General features: G+C 36.9%; 25 protein-coding genes. 15 read left to right on the top strand and 10 right to left on the bottom strand.

Annotation, left to right across the window (positions count from 1 at the left end; all coding sequences use genetic code 11):
* Positions 1-46: 46 nt before the first annotated feature.
* The 3 genes from MVE01_RS01920 to MVE01_RS01910 are packed head-to-tail and all read right to left on the bottom strand — an operon-like array spanning position 47 to position 3,010.
* A complete protein-coding gene (locus MVE01_RS01920) occupies positions 47-1,996 on the bottom strand; it encodes a M3 family metallopeptidase (RefSeq protein ID WP_472560471.1) in 1,950 nt (649 codons plus the stop codon).
* Positions 1,997-2,033: 37 nt separating this feature from the next.
* Positions 2,034-2,720 carry a glycosyltransferase family 2 protein gene (locus tag MVE01_RS01915; RefSeq protein WP_472560470.1) on the bottom strand — a complete coding sequence of 229 codons (687 nt, stop codon included), beginning with the start codon at positions 2,718-2,720 and terminating at the stop codon, positions 2,034-2,036.
* Positions 2,717-3,010, bottom strand: coding sequence for an ApeI family dehydratase (locus MVE01_RS01910; RefSeq protein WP_472560469.1), 294 nt, complete (start codon positions 3,008-3,010; stop codon positions 2,717-2,719). Before MVE01_RS01910 ends, MVE01_RS01915 begins: the two co-directional genes overlap by 4 nt.
* Before the next feature lie 129 nt (positions 3,011-3,139).
* On the opposite strand from MVE01_RS01910, the gene rplI reads away from it, so the two are divergent.
* From rplI to MVE01_RS01850, 12 genes are all read left to right on the top strand, one after another.
* Positions 3,140-3,583, top strand: a complete 444-nt coding sequence (gene rplI / locus MVE01_RS01905; RefSeq protein WP_472560468.1) for a 50S ribosomal protein L9 — start codon at positions 3,140-3,142, stop codon at positions 3,581-3,583.
* Positions 3,584-3,585: 2 nt separating this feature from the next.
* The gene (gene hslV / locus MVE01_RS01900) at positions 3,586-4,116 is read left to right on the top strand and encodes an ATP-dependent protease subunit HslV (RefSeq protein WP_472560467.1); all 531 of its coding nucleotides are present in this window, start codon (positions 3,586-3,588) and stop codon (positions 4,114-4,116) included.
* A 28-nt stretch (positions 4,117-4,144) separates the two neighbouring features.
* A complete protein-coding gene (hslU, locus tag MVE01_RS01895) occupies positions 4,145-5,473 on the top strand; it encodes an ATP-dependent protease ATPase subunit HslU (protein WP_472560466.1) in 1,329 nt (442 codons plus the stop codon).
* An 8-nt stretch (positions 5,474-5,481) separates the two neighbouring features.
* Positions 5,482-6,384 carry a GTPase Era gene (gene era, locus MVE01_RS01890; RefSeq protein ID WP_472560465.1) on the top strand — a complete coding sequence of 301 codons (903 nt, stop codon included), beginning with the start codon at positions 5,482-5,484 and terminating at the stop codon, positions 6,382-6,384.
* Positions 6,385-6,573: 189 nt separating this feature from the next.
* Entirely contained in the window at positions 6,574-8,115 is a 1,542-nt protein-coding gene (locus tag MVE01_RS01885) for a hypothetical protein (RefSeq protein ID WP_472560464.1), read from the top strand.
* Positions 8,112-8,765 (top strand): hypothetical protein, encoded by a 654-nt coding sequence (locus tag MVE01_RS01880; RefSeq protein ID WP_472560463.1) that lies wholly within the window; start codon positions 8,112-8,114, stop codon positions 8,763-8,765. The genes MVE01_RS01885 and MVE01_RS01880 overlap by 4 nt, the downstream gene beginning before the upstream one ends.
* Positions 8,765-9,172: a hypothetical protein gene (locus MVE01_RS01875; RefSeq protein WP_472560462.1), complete on the top strand. Its 408-nt coding sequence runs from the start codon at positions 8,765-8,767 to the stop codon at positions 9,170-9,172. The genes MVE01_RS01880 and MVE01_RS01875 overlap by 1 nt, the downstream gene beginning before the upstream one ends.
* Positions 9,173-9,176: 4 nt before the next feature.
* Complete coding sequence (gene mshL, locus MVE01_RS01870) at positions 9,177-10,757, top strand: pilus (MSHA type) biogenesis protein MshL (protein ID WP_472560461.1); 1,581 nt, start codon at positions 9,177-9,179, stop codon at positions 10,755-10,757.
* Complete coding sequence (locus tag MVE01_RS01865; protein ID WP_472560460.1) at positions 10,747-11,559, top strand: AAA family ATPase; 813 nt, start codon at positions 10,747-10,749, stop codon at positions 11,557-11,559. The genes mshL and MVE01_RS01865 overlap by 11 nt, the downstream gene beginning before the upstream one ends.
* 82 nt (positions 11,560-11,641) lie before the next feature.
* On the top strand, positions 11,642-12,292 hold the full coding sequence (locus MVE01_RS01860) for a CDC27 family protein (RefSeq protein ID WP_472560459.1): 651 nt from the start codon (positions 11,642-11,644) through the stop codon (positions 12,290-12,292).
* A gap of 65 nt (positions 12,293-12,357) precedes the next feature.
* Positions 12,358-14,097, top strand: a complete 1,740-nt coding sequence (locus MVE01_RS01855; protein WP_472560458.1) for a GspE/PulE family protein — start codon at positions 12,358-12,360, stop codon at positions 14,095-14,097.
* On the top strand, positions 14,097-15,344 hold the full coding sequence (locus tag MVE01_RS01850; protein ID WP_472560457.1) for a type II secretion system F family protein: 1,248 nt from the start codon (positions 14,097-14,099) through the stop codon (positions 15,342-15,344). The genes MVE01_RS01855 and MVE01_RS01850 overlap by 1 nt, the downstream gene beginning before the upstream one ends.
* A gap of 50 nt (positions 15,345-15,394) precedes the next feature.
* Here MVE01_RS01850 and kdsB read toward each other — a convergent pair whose 3' ends face one another.
* A complete protein-coding gene (gene kdsB / locus MVE01_RS01845; RefSeq protein ID WP_472560456.1) occupies positions 15,395-16,114 on the bottom strand; it encodes a 3-deoxy-manno-octulosonate cytidylyltransferase in 720 nt (239 codons plus the stop codon).
* Positions 16,115-16,192: 78 nt separating this feature from the next.
* Here kdsB and hemH point away from each other — a divergent pair, with 78 nt between their 5' ends.
* Genes hemH through MVE01_RS01830 form a run of 3 tightly spaced genes read left to right on the top strand, consistent with a single transcriptional unit; the run spans position 16,193 to position 18,031 of the window.
* On the top strand, positions 16,193-17,137 hold the full coding sequence (hemH, locus tag MVE01_RS01840) for a ferrochelatase (RefSeq protein ID WP_472560455.1): 945 nt from the start codon (positions 16,193-16,195) through the stop codon (positions 17,135-17,137).
* Positions 17,115-17,471, top strand: a complete 357-nt coding sequence (locus MVE01_RS01835) for a VanZ family protein (protein ID WP_472560454.1) — start codon at positions 17,115-17,117, stop codon at positions 17,469-17,471. Before hemH ends, MVE01_RS01835 begins: the two co-directional genes overlap by 23 nt.
* A complete protein-coding gene (locus MVE01_RS01830; protein WP_472560453.1) occupies positions 17,471-18,031 on the top strand; it encodes an IMPACT family protein in 561 nt (186 codons plus the stop codon). The genes MVE01_RS01835 and MVE01_RS01830 overlap by 1 nt, the downstream gene beginning before the upstream one ends.
* An 8-nt stretch (positions 18,032-18,039) precedes the next feature.
* Here the strand turns inward: MVE01_RS01830 and MVE01_RS01825 are convergent, their stop codons facing one another.
* The 6 genes from MVE01_RS01825 to MVE01_RS01800 all read right to left on the bottom strand — a co-directional run bounded on the left by MVE01_RS01825 (position 18,040) and on the right by MVE01_RS01800 (position 23,059).
* Complete coding sequence (locus tag MVE01_RS01825; RefSeq protein WP_472560452.1) at positions 18,040-18,381, bottom strand: P-II family nitrogen regulator; 342 nt, start codon at positions 18,379-18,381, stop codon at positions 18,040-18,042.
* A 23-nt stretch (positions 18,382-18,404) separates the two neighbouring features.
* Positions 18,405-19,577 carry an ammonium transporter gene (locus MVE01_RS01820; RefSeq protein ID WP_472560451.1) on the bottom strand — a complete coding sequence of 391 codons (1,173 nt, stop codon included), beginning with the start codon at positions 19,575-19,577 and terminating at the stop codon, positions 18,405-18,407.
* A gap of 186 nt (positions 19,578-19,763) precedes the next feature.
* Positions 19,764-20,105 carry a P-II family nitrogen regulator gene (locus MVE01_RS01815; RefSeq protein ID WP_472560450.1) on the bottom strand — a complete coding sequence of 114 codons (342 nt, stop codon included), beginning with the start codon at positions 20,103-20,105 and terminating at the stop codon, positions 19,764-19,766.
* A 143-nt stretch (positions 20,106-20,248) separates the two neighbouring features.
* Positions 20,249-21,556 carry an ammonium transporter gene (locus MVE01_RS01810; protein ID WP_472560449.1) on the bottom strand — a complete coding sequence of 436 codons (1,308 nt, stop codon included), beginning with the start codon at positions 21,554-21,556 and terminating at the stop codon, positions 20,249-20,251.
* Positions 21,557-21,639: 83 nt separating this feature from the next.
* Positions 21,640-22,344, bottom strand: a complete 705-nt coding sequence (locus tag MVE01_RS01805) for a hypothetical protein (RefSeq protein WP_472560448.1) — start codon at positions 22,342-22,344, stop codon at positions 21,640-21,642.
* Complete coding sequence (locus tag MVE01_RS01800; RefSeq protein WP_472560447.1) at positions 22,325-23,059, bottom strand: helix-turn-helix domain-containing protein; 735 nt, start codon at positions 23,057-23,059, stop codon at positions 22,325-22,327. Before MVE01_RS01800 ends, MVE01_RS01805 begins: the two co-directional genes overlap by 20 nt.
* Positions 23,060-23,402 lie beyond the last annotated feature (343 nt).

The raw sequence follows: 23,402 nt of genomic DNA, 5'->3' as shown, positions 1-23,402 counted from the left end.
GGTATTTGTGTTTTGTGTAGGGATGCCCCTTGTGGGTATCCAAAAATTAATCTATTTCATACAATTTAATAAGGCTTTTTACATCTGCCTTGCGTCCAAGCCACTCTTTATAAAGCTCACTCATCTCTTTGGCTCCACCGTTGGCAAGTATGATCTCTTTATATCCTTTTGCATGTACTTTGTCAAATCCGTGTTTCTCATCCAAACAGCTAAAGAAAGCATCGGCACTGAGTACCTCTGCCCATTTGTAGCTGTAGTACCCTGCCGCATATCCACCCGCAAAGATGTGTGCAAAACCGTGCTGGAACTTGTTGTAGCTTGGTGGTTTAAGCAGGGAAGTCTTTTCTCTGATGCTGTCAAGCAGTGCCTGTACTTCTTCTCCCTGATAGAGCTTTTGGTGTAGTTTAAAATCAAAAAGAGAAAATTCCACTTGTCTGAGAATACCAAGTGCAGCTTGAAAGTTCTTGGTCTCTTTGATTTTATTCATTAACGTTTGGGGTATGGGATCTCCTGTTTCATAATGAAAGCCAAAGCGTTTTAAAATAGCAGATTCATAGGCAAAATTTTCCAAAAACTGTGAAGGAAACTCTACTACATCCCATGCCACACCATTGATACCGGAGACTGAACGCTCATGACATTTTCCAAAAAGATGATGGATAGCATGTCCCATTTCATGGAAGAGCGTGACGACATCATCATGACGCAGAAGAGAGGGTGTTGTTTCAGTGGCAGGGGAGAAGTTACAGACCACAAAGGCTGAGGCAAGATGTGTTTTGCCTTTGCTGTCCACAAAGTGTGTCTCCCAGTCATTCATCCAGGCACCACCTCGTTTTTCTTTGCGTGCCTCAAGATCAAAGTAGATACGACCACTTAATTTACTGTCTTCGTAGATATCAAAAGGTTTCACACAGTCATGCCAGGTAGGTACATCGGCTGGCTTAAAGGTTACACCAAAGAGATCGGAGACGATACCCAATAGTCCCTCAAGTACTTTGTTCTGCAGAAAATAGGGTTTGGTCATAGTGTCATCGAAATCAAACTTTTCTTTTTTGAGTTTTTCAGAGTAATACGCTATATCATAGGTTGCCAAATCGTCAATACCATCGACTTTATCAGCAAAATCCTTAAGTTCTGCAAGTTCACTTTTTGCCTGTGGGAGTGCTGCATCTGCCAACTTATTTAAGAACCCTGTTACTTCCTCCTGTGTAGAAGCATCTCTGGTTTCAAGTGCATACTTCGCATAGTTCTCAAAGCCAAGGAGTTTTGCTTTCTCCTGTTTGAGGGAGAGTATCTGGTCGATCACTTCTGCATTCTGGGGTGCTCTTGTACTGTATGCTTTTGAGAGCTCTTTTCTGTATTCTCTGTTTGGTCCGTAGGTCATGTAGGCAAGGTAGCTTGGGATTTGCAGTGTAAATTTGTACACAGCTTTTCCTTCTAACTCTTCTTTAGCTGCATCAATGTCAGACTGAGGCATACCCTCTACATCTTTGGCATCTTTTATGATGAGCTCATAAGCATTGGTTGAATCAAGCAGGTTCTGTGAAAAATTGTTAGAGAGTTCCGAGAGTTTAAGGCTTATCTCCTCCATTCTTTTTTTCTTCTCTTCAGGCAGGTTGATACCGGAGAGTACAAAATCTCTTATATCATGTGCTACTACCGTTTTAGCTTCCTCATCTTCAGATTTTATCTGCTCTATTTTTTGAAAGAGTGCTACATTCTGTGCCATTTCAGAACTGAATTTAGAGAGTAAAGGGAGTGATGCTTCATAAGCCTTTTGCGTTTCATCGGAGTTCATGACAGAGTTAAGGTGAGAGAGTGGTGTAAAAAAGAGTCCTAATTCTTCATCCAGATCCTGAAGGGGTTTGAGTATTTTGTCATATGTACTATCCTCACTATGTGTAATGTTATGGATGGTCTTACGTTGTTTATTGAGCAGTCTGTCCAGATCTTTAGGAAATGTATTGAGGTTATTTATTTTAAATGCTTGAAACATATTTTAATCCGTTATTATTTTTTTGGTAATTGTATCATTAGTGCCACAAAAACCCTCTGAGAAGTAAAAATCTTTGGGTTATGAGTTTTGAATGTAACAAAGAGAGACGTATATTATCTTTTATCTTGTCAAAATGCGATATTCTCTCATCCTCAGGTGGATAGTAACACTCCACTTCAATATCGATGATCCGTCCTTTTCTGTAGGCATGCAGTGCCAAGACCTCTATTTCAAAATCAAAGCGTTTATTCTTGATATTCAAGTCCAGTATCGAGACTGGGTACATTCGAAAACCGCTTTGTGTATCACCTAGTTTTTGAAAGGTTTCCAGCATGACCCAGAAGTTACTGAATTTACGTCCGAATTTTGAACTGTTCGGTACATGTGCATGTTCAAAGTTTCGATTGCCTATGACAATAGTGTTTGGCTGATACGTGTTGAGCAGTTTAATGATCTCAGAGCTTAAATGCTGTTTGTCTGCATCAATGGTTACAAAACTCTCGTATCCCAAGGCTTTGGCTTTTTTGGCTCCTGTGAGTATAGCTTCGCCTTTCCCCATATTTACCGGGTGTCTTTGCAACTCTATATTTGGATGATCTATCTCTACTTTGGTGTCTGAACCATCATCCACAACAATGATTCTGTAGTCATAGTTTAAAAGATCATCTATCACTTCTGTAATATAAGGAGAGTTGTATACAGGAACAACAATACATGTTTTCATAGATTGAAGCTCGCTATCTCCTTATCGTTGCAGGTAATTTTGAATCTATTGTTGTTTCTTTCATATACCAATGTTTGTGAAGGGAGAGCTATCTTTACAAATTTAGCTTTTTTAATGGTGGTTAACTCTATGTTAAACGCATCTGATACAATGTCAAAATGGACAAATCCCGGTAAGACGGGATTGTTTGGAAAATGTGCTTTAAAAACCGGATGATCTTCATTGCTCAATGTAACTACAGCTTTTGTGTCATCTTTAAATTCTATGGTATATAAGTTATCTGTCAGCACAATATTCCTTTTTGTATAATATCAATACTATTTTATCGGAGTAATAGTTATTGTAAACTGATTTGGTAAACGCATTTATTAACAAAGTTTAGATAAAATATATGAATTATAAAGTCATAAGGACATAGAATGAAAGTATTATTAATTAAAGATGTAAAAACACTTGGGAAAGCAGGGGAGATCAAAGAGGTGAAAGACGGATATGGTCAGAATTTTCTCATAAACAAAGGGCTTGCCAAATTGGCGACTCCTGATGTGGTTGAGAACTGGAAAGCTGAACAAGCACGTATGGAGCAGGAGCTTAAAGATGATCTGGCACGTCTCGAAGCGGAGAAGATCACCCTTGAAGCTGCAACGATCAAAATAGAAAAACCTTTGGCACCGGTAGGAATAAAGGGTTCAGTCGGAAATGCAGATATTTCTGCAGCGATCCTGGATCAGTTGAATATTGAGTTGGATAAAAAACATATCAATCTTAAAAAAGCACTCAAATCAACCGGTGTCCATGAGGTAGATGCAAAACTGGGACACGGTATCCATGCAGCACTTAAAGTAGAAGTAGTAGGTGTCTAGTTATGTTTGATGCGACTACGATACTGGGTTACAAAGGTGATGGAAAGGCGGTTATCGGCGGTGACGGTCAAGTTACTTTTGGAGATACGGTACTTAAGAGTAATGCAACAAAGATAAGAACATTGTATGAGGGAAAGATCTTGGCTGGGTTTGCCGGAAGTACTGCCGATGCATTCAATCTTTTTGATATGTTCGAAGGTATTCTAGCAGAGAAAAAGGGTGATCTTTTTAAGTCTGTGATAGGATTTTCCAAAATGTGGAGAAAAGACAAGCATCTACGTCAGCTTGAAGCAATGATGATCGTGCTGAATAAAGAGCATATCTTCATTCTTTCAGGTACGGGTGATGTGGTTGAGCCTCAGGATGGGAAGATCGCAGCCATCGGAAGCGGTGGGAACTATGCCATCTCAGCGGCACGTGCTCTGGAAAAACATGCAGATCTTGAGCCTAGAGAGTTGGTGCAGGAATCACTGGAAGTAGCAGGTGAGCTCTGTATCTATACCAATAAAAATATTAAAATATTAGAGTTGTAAAGAGAACAAAGAAGTAAGGAAATAAAATTTGGATAAGTTAACACCAAAAGAGATCGTAGCACACCTGGATAGATATGTGATAGGGCAGAGTGATGCCAAAAAGACTATCGCAGTGGCACTGCGTAACCGTTACAGACGCATGCAGTTAGATGAAGAGATGCAGAAAGACGTTACGCCAAAAAATATCTTGATGATAGGAAGTACAGGAGTAGGTAAAACAGAGATCGCCAGACGTTTGGCAAATATGATGAACTTGCCGTTCATTAAAGTAGAAGCAAGCAAATATACAGAAGTAGGTTTTGTCGGGCGTGATGTAGAGTCGATGATCCGTGATCTGGCGGCTACTGCTTCAAGCATCGTTCGTGAAAGAGAGAATGAGAAGAACAAAGAAAAGATAGCCAATTATATCGAAAACAAGATCATTGAAAAACTGCTTCCACCACTTCCAAAGGGTGCAAGTGAACAGAAGCAGGCAGAGTATGATGCATCTTTTGCCCGTATGCAGGAGAAGTTTACTAAAGGAGAACTTGATCATCTCAAAGTGAAGATAACTATGCCAAACAATCCTCAGATGCCTGAAGAGGGACTCCCTCCTCAAATGATACAGGTGCAGGAGTCCATCGTAAAAGTACTTGGTGGTATGGGGAAAAAAGGCCCCGAAAAAGAGGTGACTGTAGCTGACGCCAAAAAAATATTGGCACAAGAAGCGAGTGAAGCGCTTCTTGATGAAGAGCAACTCAAAGCTTTGGCACTTGAAAAAGTAGAGAAGGGCGGTATTGTTTTTCTTGATGAGATAGACAAAGTAGCAGTTTCTGCTAATTCGCAGGGAAGACAGGATCCTAGTAAGGAAGGGGTACAGAGAGATCTTCTTCCTATTGTTGAGGGATCAACGGTACATACAAAACTGGGTATGGTAAAAACGGACCATATACTCTTCATTGCCGCAGGGGCGTTCCATGTCTCAAAACCCAGTGACCTTATGCCTGAGCTTCAAGGGCGCTTTCCTCTGCGTGTAGAGTTGGACAGTTTAAATGAAGAGACACTTTATCGTATATTGACAGAACCGAAAAATTCACTCATTAAGCAGTATCAGGCACTTATGAAAGTAGAAGATGTTGAACTGGTATTTGATGAAGAGGCATTAAGTGCTATTGCCCACTATTCATTGCTTGCAAATGAGAAAACAGAAGATATCGGTGCAAGACGTCTGCATACGGTAATGGAAAAGATACTTGAAGAGATCAGCTTTACAGCTGATGAACATTCAGGTGATAGGGTGACTATAGATAAAGATTTAGTAGAAGAGAAGCTAGAAAAAGTAGTGGAAGATGAAGATACTACCAGATATATATTATAAGGGTATAGATGTTTAATAAAAAGATGACCGGTACAAAAGCAGGTTTTGTAGCCGTAGTAGGACGACCCAATGCAGGGAAAAGTACTTTGCTGAACCATTTGGTGGGAGAGAAGCTTGCTATGGTTTCAAAAAAGGCTCAGGCAACACGTAAGCGTATGAATATTATTGTTATGCATGAGAATGCCCAAGTCATTTTTGTTGATACCCCGGGGATTCATGAAAAAGAAAGACTGCTTAACCAGTTCATGCTTGATGAAGCATTAAAAGCAATGGGTGACAGTGATCTCATTGTATTTCTTGCACCGGTAACAGATAAGCTGACGGAGTATGAGAAATTTTTGAAACTGGCACAGGCAAAAGGGGTAAAACATATAGTGGTACTTACTAAAATAGATCATGCCAAACAGGGTGATATTTTGGCTAAACTTGGGGAGTATCAAAAGTATCAAGATCAGTTTGAAGCAATCATCCCTTTTTCTGTCAATAAAAAAGTAGGAAAGAAACAGTTACTTGATGAGATAAGAAAACATCTCCCGGAATCTCCATTCTTTTATGATACAGAGATCCTTACTACAGATAATATACGTGATATTTACAAAGAGCTCATCCGTGAGTCTATTTTTGAAAATCTTAGTGATGAGATACCCTATGAAAGTGATGTAACTATTGAAAAGATCTATGAAGAAGAAAATATAGATAAAGTGTATGCTACGATCGTGGTAGAAAAAGAGACACAAAAGGGGATGATCGTCGGGCAAAAAGGTGCAACCATTAAAAGGGTGGGAAAATTGGCACGTGAACAAATGGAATACTTCTCCGGTAAAAAAATCTTTTTGGATCTGCATGTTTCCGTGAAAAAAGGTTGGAGTAAAAATAGAGAAAGTTTAGAAGAATTCGGATATATCATTTAAATATGCTTTGAATTTTATATTTTCTTAAATGAAATAATGCACTGTTCTATTCCTTATAAACAAGAAATTAAACTTTATATTGAAAGATTAATAATTAAAAAAAGTTATATTTTAAAGAAAATTTTATTTTTGTAAGATACTTTTAATATTATAACATATATAATTGTTTAACAAACAAGGAAGTTTAGAATGTTTTTGAAAAAAAGTTCGTCGAAAAAGTCCAAATCGGCTGTAAAAAATATTGTTACACTTAATGCTTATACTGATAAGAAATATATCTTTAAAGGTGATTCATTTCAATCTTTAAATAAACTCAGTTATAACACGTCAAACTTTATTACATCTTATGTAAGTAATAAAGACATGATCACTACTACGGTACATTTAAGCCGCAGTATTCCCCAGGAAGACATTCCTGATATTCTTGACATTAAAGCATATGAAGAGTTGGGACTGGATCAGGCAAGTAATTATATTATTTCATCAGTAGAAGTTGAAAATGCAGGAGAAGAGCGGGAATATCATATTTTTGTAGCACAACCTGAAGTTCTGGATGAACTTTTCTCTCCGATAAAGCAACAAACAAAATATATAGATCTTATTGTCCCTGCACCACTTCTTTATAAAGCACTTTATAAAAAAGAAATATTACAGGATAACGGTACACACTGTTTTATCTATTTTACAAAACAGGATGCCTTTGTAACATTTTATAAAAACGGGGAATATCTTTATTCAAAATCAATAGAATATTCACTGGAACAGATCTATGAAAAATATTGTGAAATGGTGGGAGAGAAGATCGATGAGAAAGAGTTCTTTTCCATTTTAGAGGCAGAAGGTTTAAAGACAACCAATAGTGATTATCAACAAAATTTCATGAAGATCTTTGGTGAAGTGTTTATCACTATCAATGATATTATTATTTATGCAAAAAGAGCTTTCCAGTTAGAAAGTATCGATCACATGTATATAGGCAGTGTACAGGGTCCTATTATTGGACTGGATGAGTATAGTCAAAACTATTTGGGATTGCAATCAGCGGACCTCAATTTTAACTATAATGTAAGCAACGATGAATGGTATATAGATCAATTACAGTATTTAATGTTGCTTAGTTCCTTTGATTATATGGAAGATGAATCTTCCATTGTCAATCTTACTATGTTCCCACGTGCACCAGCTTTTGTAAATCGTGCAAGTGGACAATTTATTATTGCAACTTTTGCTGCAATCTCATTGGGTCTGGCATATCCTTTGGTTTACCTTATCGGTTCATATATCAATGATGCAAAGATCTATGCACTTAAAATAGAAAATAATAAACTGAGTACAGAAGCAAATAAATACAAAAAAATATTGAGTGACAAGAAACAGAAAATAAGTGTTTTGGATAAAGAGATAGGAAATCTTTCAAAAAGATATCAGGGAAAAACAAAAACGCTGACCTCCATTTATGACAAAAAAGTGAATTATCGTCTGAAATCAGGAACGTTCCATACGATTGCGGAAGAGCTAAGTAAATTTGGTGTGAATGTTGATATGCTTTACAGTAAAGAGGATACTTTATGGATCTCATTGGTGAGTTCAGATGACAGAAAACTCACCGAACTTATTCAGTATATCTCTGATCATCATTTTGATGAGATCGATCAAATAGATATTGAGAGAATCCAAAAAGACCCGGAGAACCATTATTATAAAGGTCTGTTAAAGGTTGATTTAAGATGAAATTCATAGAAGATAAATTAGAAGAACTTGATGCCTATTTTGCACCAAAAAAAGAGAGTGAGAAATGGTTGGTTATATTAGGTGTTGCAGGTATTATTGCCTATCTCGCCTATGCGTATATTTTACCGTATACTGAAAAAATGTACAAAAAAAGTGAAACAAGTAAAAAAAGTATACAAAAAAGTATAGCAGACAACAATACATATCTTAATTCTATTACGGTTGGTGGTGATCGTGAATTTTATGTGAAGAAATTTGATCGGGATATCGTTACAAAAAAAGAAAACATTGTTAAGTATAATAAAAAAATAAATTTTATAGATGATAAAATGAACAGACTTTCAGATATGCTTTTTAATCAAAAAAGCTGGTCCAAGTTCATTAATTCTATTACAGACAATGCTGAAGCACAGAATGTTGATATTCAGTATATTACAAATAAATATGTAGATAATAACGGTAGTTTCGGATATGTTCTTGAAGTTGGTGTAGGCTGTAAAGGTGAATATAAGGGAATCGTAAAATTCATGAATGAGTTAGAACAAAATGTACTTGTCACTGATATTTACGGTACGAAATTTTCTCTGGATAATAATTCATCACAAATCGTAGCGGATATTAATATTTCTGTATGGGGGATAAATCATTGATGAAAAAGACACTATTGATAGTTTTAAGTTTGACATTCTCACTGTATGCAGATCTTTCTGTTGAGCAAATACAGCAGATGGTAAGTAAAATACATGAAAAGCGTGAAGGTGTAAAACTGGAAACACTGGAAACAACAAAAGAGCCATTCGTCCGTTTGGAAGAAGATAATAATATTACAACCTTTGTTATTCCTGTAAAAGCAGAAGAGGCAAAGTTATCACTGCATGCTATTGTAAATGGAAAAGCTTACATTAATGATGCCTGGAAAAGTGTTGATGATACGATCATGGGATATACATTGAAGTATGTAGGGAAAAGAGGTGTGGTACTTAGAAACGGTAATCATATTAAGAAATTATTTCTACATGAAAAAAGAGATAGTTTTATTACATTAGAAGAGAGGTAAGAGGATGAAAAGAGTAGAAAAGTTAGGGGTAAAGATCATTATAGCATTTTTTATGCTGTTAGGTGTTACAAATACTCTTGTTGCGGGTAGTTGTTCTAATAAACTGTTTAGTGTTACCATTGACAGTAAGCTTACAATTGGAGATGTTATTGATAATCTGGCAGAAACCTGCGGATTAACAGTTGTTGTAAAAGATGATGCAGCAAAAAAAAGAATGAATAAAAAACTCTATTATGTAAAATTAAAGAACAGTACACTGAAAGGTTTTTTAAATACGATACTGCAGGACAATGATCTTCACTATACACTGAATGGCAATAAACTTAAAATTTCTTATCTGATTACACGTACATTTCGTATACACTATATTTCAGGACAGAGAACAGGGAAAAGTAACGCACATGTGACTATAGCAAATTCAAACAATTCAGCTGCATCTGGAGGGAGTAGTACCGGTGGGGGCAGTGGCGCTTCTAAAACAGGTATTTCCATAGAAAGTAATGATGATTTCAAGTTTTGGAAAACGGTTGAAAATGAAGTACAGCGTATCTTGATCGGTGCAGCAGACGGAAGTACGCATTATACGAAAACAGGTGACGGATGGACAGGTCCTGATGGACAGGTGTGGGAATATAATCCGTTGGCACCGATCGTAAATCCGGAAGCCGGAATGGTGACGGTAACAGGTACAGAAAGACAGATAAACAGAGTCGCACGTTATATCCGTACGTTAGCTAAACAGATTAAAACGCAAGTACTGATAGATGTACGTATTTTGACTGTTACATTCGATGACAGTAAAACAACTGGTGTGGATTGGTCTCAGCTATATGGATTGCAGAATTTCACAATAAATACACTGGCTATGGCACAAAAAAATATTTCGTCTTTCACTTTTGATAATCTGGAAGGAATTACAGATACAACATTTTCTGAAGGAACAAGACCAAGAAATGCACAGTTGGTCAATATTACAGGAAATGCAAAAGTGACAGATGTTGTAAAATTCTTAGGAACACAGGGAGATGTTAAATCTATTTCAAGTCCAAGAGTGATGACACTGAATAATCAGCCGGCACTTATCAGTGTGGGTAAGGAATTGTTCTATAAAATAAAATCCAGCAGTACAACAAGCAGTGGCGGCGGTTCCACCTCTTCAGAAGGGGAATTGGTAGATTCTGTGTTTGCAGGTATCTTATTAGATATTACCCCGGAAATAGATTCACATGGTATGATTACATTGAAAATCAATCCATCTATATCAGATACAGTGAATACCGTAAAAAGTGATGGAGGTGTAAGATCTATTCCACCTGATCTTGTAAGAAGACAAATCGCATCAGTGATAAAAGTGAGAGATGGACAGCATGCTATTCTTGGAGGACTGATCTCCTCCAAAACGGGTGTAAAAATCAATAAAGTGCCTTTACTTGGGGATCTTCCCCTTTTGGAATATGCGTTTAAACATGAAGAGAAGATCAATACTGTAGAAGAATTGGTTTTGATTATTACACCACATATTATTAAAAATGCCAAATCTGTATCATTGAAAGATCTAGGATATACAAAGTTAAATGAAAAGTAGATACGAAGCTGCTAAAAATGTATTCATCGATTCAGTAGATGTCGATGACTACATTGAGTTAGAATCTTCTGTTACAGCCTATAAGCAACTACATCACAGTATGGATAAACCATTAAAAATGATATTGCTTTTTGGACGTCCCGGTACAGGGAAAAGTATACTTCTTAACAGGATCTCAGAAAAGCTGAAACATCAAAAAGAGATTCATTATTTTGATACACCGGCAATTAATGAAAAAGAGTTTTTTCATAAACTGTTTAAAGTCCTAACCAAGAAAGATCTTCCTAACAATACAGAAGTTAATTTTTCTGCTTTAGTTGATTTTTGTAAAGAGTTGAGAGGGAAAAGAGAAATTGTCATTCTTTTGGATGAAGCGCAGATGTATGGTATTGAAATGATGGAGAAGATCAGACTTCTTTCAGACAGCCGCGCAGTCAAATTCGTTGTGTCTCTGCATAAAACAGAAGATGAAGATCTTATTGCAAAAGAGCATTTTCAATCTCGTATTTGGGAAGTGATAGAACTTAAGAATGCAACAAAAGCGGATCAGACTACTTATATCCATAAAAAACTTTTGAAAAAAAATCTTTTTGAAATAGCTAACAGTATAAAAGACAAAGATATGAAATTGATTCATGCTTTTACTAAAGGAAACTTTCGAGAGTGTAACAAATTACTTTTTACTATATTTGAAATTTGTGAATATTATGATAAAAATGAACCGTCTAAAATCAATTACGAACATATCCCACAAAGAATTATTGAAATGGCTGCACTGAAATTGGGGTATATTCATGTATGATATCAAACCCTTAGAGGAAGAGTGGAATAAATATAATAAAAAAAAGAGAAAGCCGTGGTACCTGTTGGGTCTAGGTATTATTGTGTCAACCATCATATTTTTTGTTATTTTTAAATTCAACATAACGGATTCTTTTAAATCCAGTGATCAAAACAAGAGTGTTGAAACATTCAGTAAAGTAGAGAAAGGCGGGTCAAGTTCCATTTTGATGGATAAATCGTTAGCAACACTTGAATTGGAAAAATCTAAAAAGAATGTTATTGCAAAAACTTTGGAGATTAAGCCCACAACTATAACTTCTTATGATGATCCAATGGGAAATTCTGAAGTATATGTTAAAGAGAAGAAGATTAAAAAACCTAGAATAAAATCAAAAGTAAAAATGGTGCAAAAACCCCATAAAAAAATGCATCTGAATATTATAGAAACAACAAGTGTGAGTGCCTATAAAGATGTTGAAAAACGTTTTTACGCATCACATGATACTGATGATTCACTTTTCCTGGCGAAGAGTTATTACAGTAAAGGTCTTTATAAAAAGGCAGAGCACTGGGCTTTGGAAACGAACAAAGTTAATGGAAATATCGAGGAGAGTTGGCTGATCTTTACAAAATCCAAAGTAAAACTGGGTCATAAAAATGAAGCGATCCGTCTTTTAATGTCTTATATAAAAAGATCAAATTCAAAAAACGCAAGAAGACTTTTATATAAGATTCAAAAAGGCAATTTATAAAATATTATTTAGCTTGACTGTTATCATATAATGGTATACTAAATAGATAAAATAGGAGTAGTTGAATGGTAAAACTTATTGAAATCATGCTTGATGAAAATCTTATAACCAAGGATGCTATTTCTGCATTGGTCAAAAGCAGACCACCTAAAAAGATTTCGTTTGCCAATCTTATAGCTGAAAAAATGATTGATCTGCATACTGTTGAGATCTTTTTGGCAAAAAAAATAAGGCAGGGAGTTATTACTTTATCCCATTTGGAAAAAATAGAAGGTATTGATATTGATCCGATCATTAAAGAGGTTGCAAAAGCACTTCATGTTGAATACGTTGATCTGGATGAAGTGGAAATAGATATGAAACTTTTTTCACAAGTACCCTATAGACAGCTTATTAAATATAATGTTATACCTATTGAAGAGAATGATCTTAATGTACTTATTGTTTTTGATGATCCGTTGGATATGGCAGCACAAGATGCGATACAACGTTTATTTCCTAAAAAACCTATAAGAATCGCTATCTCTAAACCCAAGCAGATCCAACAGCATTTGCAGCGTTTGGAGATCAATGAGAGTATTAAAGGTCTGGTATCAGATATACGAAAAGATCTCAGTCAAGAAGGAAATATGGAGGAGGAAGAAGGTGAGTCTCCTGCCGTATTAAAACTGATCGACATTATTCTTAAATCAGCCATTTATATTGGTGCAAGTGATATTCATATTGAGGCAACAGAAAAAAGCTGTATTGTACGGGAACGTGTGGATGGTATGCTACGTCAAAGTTTCACATTTGATAAAGATATTTTTAACCCACTTGCTTCACGTATGAAATTGCTTTCAAATTTGGATATTGCAGAAAAGAGAAAACCTCAGGATGGCAGATTCTCTGCAACGATCAATAAAAGAGATTTTGACTTCAGGGTTTCTACTCTTCCGACAATTTATGGAGAATCGATCGTTTTGAGGATCTTGGATAAATCCAAAGCTATGATACGCCTTGAAGATGCAGGAATGAGTAAATTCTGTTATGACAGGTTCGCTGAGTCTATCAAAGTTCCTTATGGTATTGTATTGGTAACAGGTCCTACGGGATCAGGAAAAACAACCACGCTTTACGGTGCCTTGAACGCGATCAAAGATGTAAAAGACAAGATCATTACAGTTGAAGATCCTGTAGAATATCAAATGAGTGGTCTTCAGCAGGTGCAAGTAAGAGCAAATGTCGGCTTAAGTTTTGCAGATGCATTAAAATCTATATTGAGACAGGATCCGGACAAGATTATGATCGGAGAGATCCGTGATCAGGAAACGCTTCGTATTGCTATTCAAGCAGCACTTACAGGGCACCTAGTACTATCTACACTGCATACAAATGATGCGATTTCCGCAGTAACCAGAATATTGGATATGGGTATTGAAGAGTATTTGGTAAGTGGGGCTTTGGTCGCGATACAGGCGCAGAGACTCGTACGTAAAATATGCACACATTGTAAAAAAGAGACCATACTCCCGGAGACACTTTTAAAAGATGTCAAGCAGTATCTTCCTGAAAATCCTGTATTTTATGTAGGTGAGGGATGTAAAGAGTGTGGACACAGCGGATATGCAGGAAGAGAGATGATCTCGGAAGTTTTAACGATCAGTGAGACATTTTCCCGTATGATCGCAAGAAGTGCATCCAAAGAAGAGATGACAAAACAGGCAATGGAAGAAGGATTTATCAATATGTTTGAAGATGGAGTGCATAAAGCACTAGAGGGTAAAACAACCATTGAAGAAATCTACAGGGTAGCGAGGTTATAATGGGATATTTTAATGTTACGATCATGGATAAGGGCAAAAAGCGGGAGGAACTGATTAAAGCTGATTCGCGAATGACTGCGGTTAAATTGGCCAAAAACAAGTTTCCCCGTACAATGGTAATGAAAGCAGTTGAGACATCAGCGCCACTTGAAGATAGTATATCTGAATTGTTTGACGGGCTTAAAAAATCTTTTAAATCAAAAATTCCTATTAATGATAAAATATCTACTATTAGACAGATTGCTGTTATGACTGATGCGGGTATTGCGATCAATGATACTCTTGAAGATGTTGCTGACAATACCCACAATAAACAGCTTAAAGAGATCTATACAAAAATAAACAGTGATATTAATGCCGGAAACAGTATGTCTGATGCCATGGAACCTTATACGGAAGAGTTTGGACATGTGGCACTTGCTATGACAAATCTTGGTGAGAGAACAGGTAATATTTCTGAATCTTATCATAAACTTGCAGATATTTTAGAGAATATCAGAGATAACACAGCTAAATTCAAAAAAGCAATTCGTTCACCTCTTATTACACTGACTGCAATGGGAATTGCTTTTACCATACTTATTATGGTGGTTGTACCAAAATTTAAAGATATTTTTTCTAAGTTTAAAACAGAACTTCCATTGCCAACACAGATACTTCTTAAATTAGAGTGGGCATTCAGTAATTATGGAATATTGCTTTTAGTTATTTTATTTGCTTCTATTTTTTCCGTTAAATATTTTTATAAAAACAATAGAGATTTCAAATACAGCATGGATAAGTTGATGATACATCCTAAATTTTATCTTATTAATAAGGCAATATTTCTCTCTACGATGCACAAATATAATCTGGTTTTCGGTGAGTTGGTAAAATCGGGAATTCCTGTCTCTGAAGCGTTAAGCACAGCAGTTGGAATGGTTGATAATCTGGCAATAAAAGAACAACTTTTGACAGTCAATGCAAATATCGGTCGAGGAATGAATCTTGCTGAAGCCTTTGAGATCACGGGTCTGTATGAAAATATGCTGCTTCAAATGATCAAAGCCGGAGAAGCAGGTGGACAATTGGATGCAATGCTGGATAAGGTCACGCAGTATTATGATATGCAATTTCAGGATCTTATTGATAACCTTTCTACATATATAGAGCCAATTATGATGTTCTTTATTGCAGGGTTGGTACTTCTGATGGCACTGGGTATATTTATGCCAATGTGGGATCTTGGTAAAGCAGTTAAAGGTTAAGAAAGAAAAAGGTTTTTTCTTTCTCTTTAATAGTTTTCATATAAAAACTATTAAAGTCTATGATGCTTAATAGCTTTTTCCAGATCTTCGGGCGTGTCTATCCCAAAACTTTCTGTATCTACTTCTATCATGGCTACCCGGTAACCGTGGTAGAGGGCTCGTAATTGTTCCAATTTTTCTATCTCTTCAAGCGGGGCAGAGGTAAGGGTACAAAATTTTTGTAATGATCTTACGGTAAAACCGTAAATTCCCAAATGTCCTTTATACTGATCAAAATGATGATCTCTTGGGTAAGGAATTTTAGCTCTTGAAAAATAGAGTGCGATATCTTCTTTGTCTGTTACAACTTTGACAATATTGGGATCATCTGCCTCAGGATTGGAGATGGTCTTGTAGCATGAATTCATCATGATATTTTCATTATTCCTGTTCTTTTTGGTTAGATCATAAATAGCCTGTACAACGTCAGTCTCAATAAAAGGTTCATCTCCCTGTACATTGATAATGATCTCATTTTCATTCAAACCAAGCTTTTGTGCCGCTTCATAGATACGGTCTGTACCACTTTGATGTTCTGTCGAGGTAAGTACAGCTTGGATGTCGTGTTCTTTGGCAATATTGATTACCTCCTGTGAATCTGTTGCGATCACAACAGCATCAATCTCTTCGACACTTTTAGCTGTTTTTACCACCATAGGCATACCGCCAATGTCAGCCAATACCTTATTAGGAAAACGACTTGATCCGATACGTGCAGGAATAATGATCATAGAGTACCTTTTGTGTAATATTATGTATGATTTTACACTCTCTATGCTAAAATAGCAAGCAACCAAGGGATAATAAGAATGAATTACAAAAAACAGGCACTTTTACTGCTTAACATGGGTGGACCAAATAACATTGAAGAGGTTGAACTCTTTCTACGTAATATGTTTGCCGATAAAAATATATTGACGATGAACCCTTATGCGCGTAAATTTGTTGCCAACATTATTATCTCAGAACGTCTGGGAGATGTGAAAGAGAATTATAGGTTGTTAGGAGGGAAGTCACCACTTCCCGAACTTACAAATAGGCTTATAAAGAAATTAAAAGAGCATCTTGATATACCTGTCTATCCTGCTATGCGATATGTACCTCCTTTTGCTGATAGAACATTGGAAATGTGTAAGAATGATGGGGTAGAGGAACTGATCCTTTTCCCTATGTATCCGCAATACTCAACGACTACTACACTTTCATCTGTAGTAGATATAGAGTCCAGATGTAAAGCAATGGGGTATAGACCTAAAATAACAGTGATAGATCCATATTATGATGACTATCGTTATATAGAAGCAAGTTGTGAAAAGATTATGGAAGCCATGAAGGGCAAAGAGACAAAAATGTATGATCTGCTTCTTTCTGCACATGGACTTCCTCTTAGTATCATCAAAGCAGGTGATCCTTATCAGAATCAGGTTGAAGGGAATGTTTCTGCTATAAAAACCTATTTAACATGCAAAGGGATAGAGTTCCATGATATTAAGCTTGTTTATCAGTCTAAAGTAGGAAGTGCGGCATGGCTTGAACCAAATCTTGCTAATGTACTTCGAAATCCCAGCCATAAGAAAGTAATTATTTACCCTTTGGCATTTACCATAGATAATTCTGAGACACTGTTTGAATTGGATATAGAGCATCGTGAAATTGCCGATAAGTTAAAGTATGATGATTATGTGGTAGCCAAATGTTTGAATGATTCTGAGAAATTTGTGGAGTTTGTGGTTGAAAAGATCAAAACTTTATAAGTATCGTTCCCAATTTAAAGTACTGTTTTGGCTGGCACTTATGGTCAGTTATATAGCTGCAGTGGTACCACAGGAGATAGCACCACACATAGGAAATTTGAATGATAAAGCACATCATATACTGGCATTTATTGTATTGGGAATATTACTGAGATTGTCTTACCGTGTACATTATTGGACTGCATTGTTACTTCTTATAGCCTATGGTGGCTTCATAGAAGTTTCACAGCTTTTCAGTATTAGCAGAAGCAGTGACTGGGCAGATATTGCTGCAGATACAATAGGAAGTTTTATCGGTTTGAAACTTTATAAGTATTTGCGTAGAGTGATTTGATGCAGATAATTAAGTGTTCCTGTTTCTATACGACTGAGGTCAATCGTTCAAAATTTATTGTCCATTTAGTGCCTATATCCGAATATGGTGGATTGCAGAAGAGACTGAAAGCTGAACATCCAAAAGCCAATCACGTAATTTATGCACTTCGTTATTTAAATGAGTTTGATCAAGTTGTGGAGAACAGTTCGGATGATGGTGAACCAAAGGGGTGTGCAGGTGTTCCGGCACTTAATGTTCTGCGTGGAGAAGAGCTTATAAACTGTGCTGTATTGATTGTACGTTATTTTGGCGGGATCAAACTTGGAACAGCTGGTATGGCAAGAGCTTATGCTTTGGCTGTTAAAAATGTACTAACCGAAGCAAATTTTGTACATTATGAAAAAGAGGTAAAGCATTCTTTTTCTACTCCTTACAGTGGGGTAGACAAAACACTTTATAGGCTTAAAAAACTTGGTATTACGCAGTATGAACGTGATTTTGGTGTTGACAGTGTAATGTGGGGGATTATAGGGAGTGAAGATAAAATAGAAAAGTTTAAAAAATTACAGGTTGGCTAAAGCCAACCTTACAATGCTTCTTCATTCTCTTCATCTGTACGGATACGGATGGTTCTGGAAATATCTGATACAAAGATCTTCCCATCACCTATCTTACCGGTCTTTGCCGCTTCTTTAATGGCTTCTACGGCTTTGTCTGCATATTCCTGAGAGCTTACAACGATCTCCAGTTTTACTTTAGGAATGAATTCAACCACATATTCTGCACCTCTGTAGAGTTCCGAGTGTCCCTGTTGTCTTCCGTACCCTTTGACTTCAGAGATGGTCATCCCTTCGATACCTGCTTCTATCAATGCCTCTTTGACATCATCCAGTTTGAACGGTTTAATAATTGCTTCTATTTTTTTCATAATTTAATCCTTTTTATATATTTTTAGATACTGCGCTTAAATTCAGGATAGGATTCTATACCACACTCGGTTGCATCGATTCCTTCGAGCTGCTCTTCATCTTCTGCACGAAGAGAGAAGACTTTGTTGATACTGTAGATAATGACAAATGAGAGTGGAAAAACAATAACCCCCGTCATCACTACACCTTTAAGTTGTGCCAGAAAACTGACATCAGCAAAGATACCTACTGCCAGTGTCCCCCAAATACCGTTGACCAAATGCACTGAAAGTGCACCAACAGGATCATCCATTCTGAGTTTGTCGAAAAACGGTACAAAAAAGACAACCAAGGTACCACCGATCGCTCCAATGAGTATAGGGGTATATATATCATAGAGATCAGGACCTGCTGTAATAGCTACCAATCCGCCCAACGCACCATTCAAGATCATGGTCACATCGAATTTTTTATAGCGGAAATAGGTGATCAACCAGCCGATGATCGCTCCTGCAAGTCCGGCTGTATTGGTATTCATAATAGTCAGTGCAACGGCATCAGCATTCTCCTTGCTTGAGATAGCTCCGACTGATCCACCGTTAAAACCGAACCATCCTATCCATAGGAGAAAGGCACCCAGTACGACAAGAGGAATATTGGAAGCCGGAATAACCTGAATGGCTCCATTTTTTTTGTATCTTCCACGTCTTGGACCCATGATCAGTATTGCTGCAAGAAGAGCCCATCCTCCTGTAGAGTGTATGACTGTCGAGCCCGCAAGATCATGCATGGCAGAAATATCAAAAGCGGTACCTGCCAAAAAGTTTGCACCCCATGTCAGATTGACAATGGTTGGGTAGAGAAAAGCACCTACGATAACAGTAAAGAGTACCAGAGGAATAATACGGGAACGTTCACTTACACCCCCACTCATTATATTGACCACTTTGCCTACAAAAGCCATTTGAAAGAGAAAAAAAGCATATTTGTTGATGCTGTCCTGATGATCCCAACTTCCAAAAGCGTACTTATATCCTATCAGTAAAAAGGCCATTGATGCCACAGCATAGATCATAACATTGACTGTCAATACCGAAGTAACATTCTTTGTTCTTACCAATCCTGCTTCTAGCATAGCAAAACCGGGTACCATGAAAATAATAAGGGTCATGGTAAAAAGTGCAAAGAATGTGTCTATCACATAATTCATTTCCATTTTTTCTCCTAATAAACTTGAATAGTATTAGTGTATAGAAAATAAAAAGGGTATTTTCCGATAAAGTGATTGATATTTAGGCAAAAAAATAGTTTTTTTTTAAAAACAGTAGAAAAAACTGATTAATTTTTAATCAGTTCATAGTAGTAAATCTTCTAAAAGGTCGATTCTATCGACCTTTTAGAGTTAGAGTGCATCAGCATCTTCTTCATCTGTTCTGATACGAATTGTTTTTTCAATATCACTGACAAATATTTTACCGTCACCTATTTTACCTGTTTTTGCAGCAGATTTAATGGCTTCGATTGCTTTATCCAGATACTCGTCTGCACTGACTACGATCTCTATTTTGATCTTTGGAATAAACTCTACAACATACTCTGCTCCTCTATAGAGTTCTGAGTGCCCTTGTTGTCTTCCGTATCCTTTGACTTCAGAAACTGTCATTCCTTCGATACCTGCCTCGACCAATGCTTCTTTAACATCTTCGAGTTTAAATGGTTTAATAATTGCTTCGATTTTTTTCATTTTATTTCCTTTTTTGTAACTCTTGTTCCCATACTTTTCGTGGGAATACATATGAGCATTTGATTTATTATTATATTTTCATACTGTAATACAATATGCGTTCCCATCGAGGACGATAGGAACGAGAGTAAATTAACCTTTAATTAAATGTTAATTCCTTTTTCTCCATGTATAGCTTCATCAAGACCGTTATATTCTGTCTCTTCATCTACTCTTGCTCCACCTGTGAGTGCAGACGCAACATAATAAACTACCACTGTACCGATGAGTGTCCATAGACCAACAACAACTACTGACTCAACCTGAACCATGAATTGTCCCATTCTGTCACCACTGGCTTTCATCGGACCATCCCAAAGAAGATCTTTATCATTCAATGCAAGTACACCTGTCATTAATGCACCCCAGAGACCAGCTAGGAAGTGAATACCAAATGCATCAAGAGAATCATCATAACCAAATATTTTCTTCAGTTTAACTACACCGAAGAATCCAATAAGTGATCCACCGATACCTACAATGAATGCACCACCGATACCTACAAATCCTGCAGCAGGTGTAATGGCAACAAGTCCTGCAACAATTCCTGAAGCGATACCGAGAAGGGTTGGTTTCTTATAGACTATCCACTCAACGATCAACCATGTAAGACCTGCAGCTGCTGTGGCAATGGTGGTAGTAAGCAGTGCAACACCTGCAACTGCATTGGCACCAAATGCTGAACCAGCATTAAATCCATACCAACCAAACCATAAAATAGCAGCACCAGCAGCCGTAAAGAGAATACTGAATGGCTGCATTGCAACTTTAGGGTATCCTGCTCTTTTACCTATAAGGATGGCAAGTACAAGACCTGCTAAACCACCATTCATATGTACAACTGTACCACCGGCAAAGTCAAGTGCACCTGCATCAAAAAGAAGGGCACCGTCTCCACCCCATACCATATGTGTAATAGGTGCATAAACAACCAGACCCCAAAGCGCTACGATCACCATCCATGTTGAGAATTTCATACGTCCGATGACTGAACCTGAAGCAATCGCTACAGTAATAGCCGCAAATGTACCTTGAAATGCAACAAATACATATGTAGGATAGGTTCCACTAAGATCAGTCCATTTAATACCGTTTAGGAAGACATTTCCAAATCCACCAATGAATTTTTGGATTCCGGCTGCTTCCGAGGTACCGAAGGCAATGGAATATCCGGCAATGATCCATACCACAAAAGCAAGCACAAACGCACCCATGACCATAGCGTAAGTGTTCAATGCATTTTTACTTCTTGTCATACCTGCGTAGAACAGTGCAAGACCTGCAGGTGTCATGAGCAGTACCAGTGCAGTGGAGATCATCATCCATGCTGTGTCACCCGTATCGAGTTTGTCTTCTGCCATAGCGGCGATCGGCATCAACGATGCCAGTAGAGCGAAAAGTTTTAACTTCATGCTGTTTTCCTTTAAAATAATTTTCAAAGAAATAATAACATCTAAAAGAGATGCTTTTTATCAGAGTCATGATTAATTTTTAATCAATCTTGAATAAGAGGGATCTCCAATTTAATGGTTCTCTCTTTGAGAAGCAGGGTAATGTGGCTTTGTGTTGCCAGTGTACGTATCTCTTCATCGCTCTCATTGTAACGTCCGTTTGCTTCAATGCTGAGTTGAACAATAGGCTTTTTTTTGCCTGAAATGATGACATGCTCACCTACTAAGAGTTTAAGTGTAATATGAATAGAGTCAGAAGATCTGAATGTATCCAGGGTTTTTCTAAGCAGTTTGGAAAATCTGTTCTGATCTATTTTAAAAGAGGGGATATCCGGGTCTGCTAAAAGTCTTAAAGTATTGTTGTTCTTTGTCTTAAAGAGTGTGATATTTGCTTCAAGCAGAAGGTTGATATCTGTAGTTACCAGTTTGTCTTGTTCTATGGGTGTTGCAGATTTGGTACGCGGTGCGTTGTAAAAACGTATAGAAATCTGCTCTTCATCCTCATATCCTACGGTAATAGCATAAAAACTGAATGAGTCGTAGTTGAGTGCAAGGGTGGTTGTCTTATGTCCAAAACTTTTCGGGGCATAGGCTAGTGCTAAGTCATAAAGCTCTTTTTTGGAGACATAACCAAAGAGTATTTCTGCTGTATTGTTTAGGTAGAGTATCTTACCCTGTGCACTAAAGAGTATAAAAGGGCTGTTATCCCAGTCTATGAATTTTTGAAAATCAATCGATATGGTGTTCATGTATTTTTTTCCTAAGTGTATTTCTGTTAATACCCAATACCTGTGAAAGCTGCAATTGGGAACCGAACTTTTTTAGACCGGCTTTAATAAGAGGTTTTTCATAAAGTCCTAGATGCTCCTTATAGCCATTATTGCCATTGAGTTCTTCAAGGATGTAATGGTAGATAGCTTCTTGTATATCTTCCGCTTTCATGGAATGATTCATCATATAGCGATAGATTGTTCTTTTAAGACTTTTACTGTTCTCTCTTAGGTCAACGGGGAGCTCTTCTATGGGAATATCCACTGTTTTGAGCATAAGATTTGACTGTGCTTCTTTAATGAACATTTTTTTAATAAAGTTTGTATCTTCAGCACGCTCTTTGAGTGACGGAAGTGCATAAATAAAAGCAAAAAGATTGTCTATGGTTTGTTGATTGCCTATATAGTTTGCTGTAGCAATAATACGCTTGTTATCCAAATTGAGTGACTCTTGATTACTAAGTTTTTCAAAATCTGTGATGATAAGTTCGTCAACTTCACTTAGCATTTTTACTACCTCTTCCTGATTTCCCCCTGAGACTAAAGGTGTTTCAGGAAAGAGGTATCTTGCTAATGATTTCTTGCCGATATGAGGCTCACCTATGATAATAGAAGAGACAAAAAGGGTCTTGGTAAGATTAAACCCTTTAATAATATTTTGTACTTGCTCTGAGTTGGTGAAAAATTGTTCCATATAAGTGCTTTTTATATTTATGATTTGATTAAAAAATAATCATTTTGTAATAGTAATATTATAACTAATCTATGTTAAACTTATAGAACCCTCTGAATAACCTAGGCGTTCACAACATCTCTAGCTTTTGTCTAGGCTAGGCACTCTTTTGCAGTCCTAGCCTTAGCTAAGTCAAAAAAGAGTAACGACGCATATACGAAAGCTAGTGATGCCCTTTGGGTGGGCTTTGCAAACGCAATCTTGCACAAGATATTTACTTCGACTTAGCTACGGCTAGGACTTGTAAATCTCTTGCACAATCTTACATTTGCAAAACCCATTGTGAATGTCTAGGTTATTCAGA

The sequence above is a fragment of the Sulfurovum sp. genome (genome assembly GCA_026990595.1).
Lineage (GTDB): Bacteria > Campylobacterota > Campylobacteria > Campylobacterales > Sulfurovaceae > Sulfurovum.
Note: the sequence above shows the minus strand (reverse complement) of the source record. Positions and strands in the feature narration are given on the sequence as shown.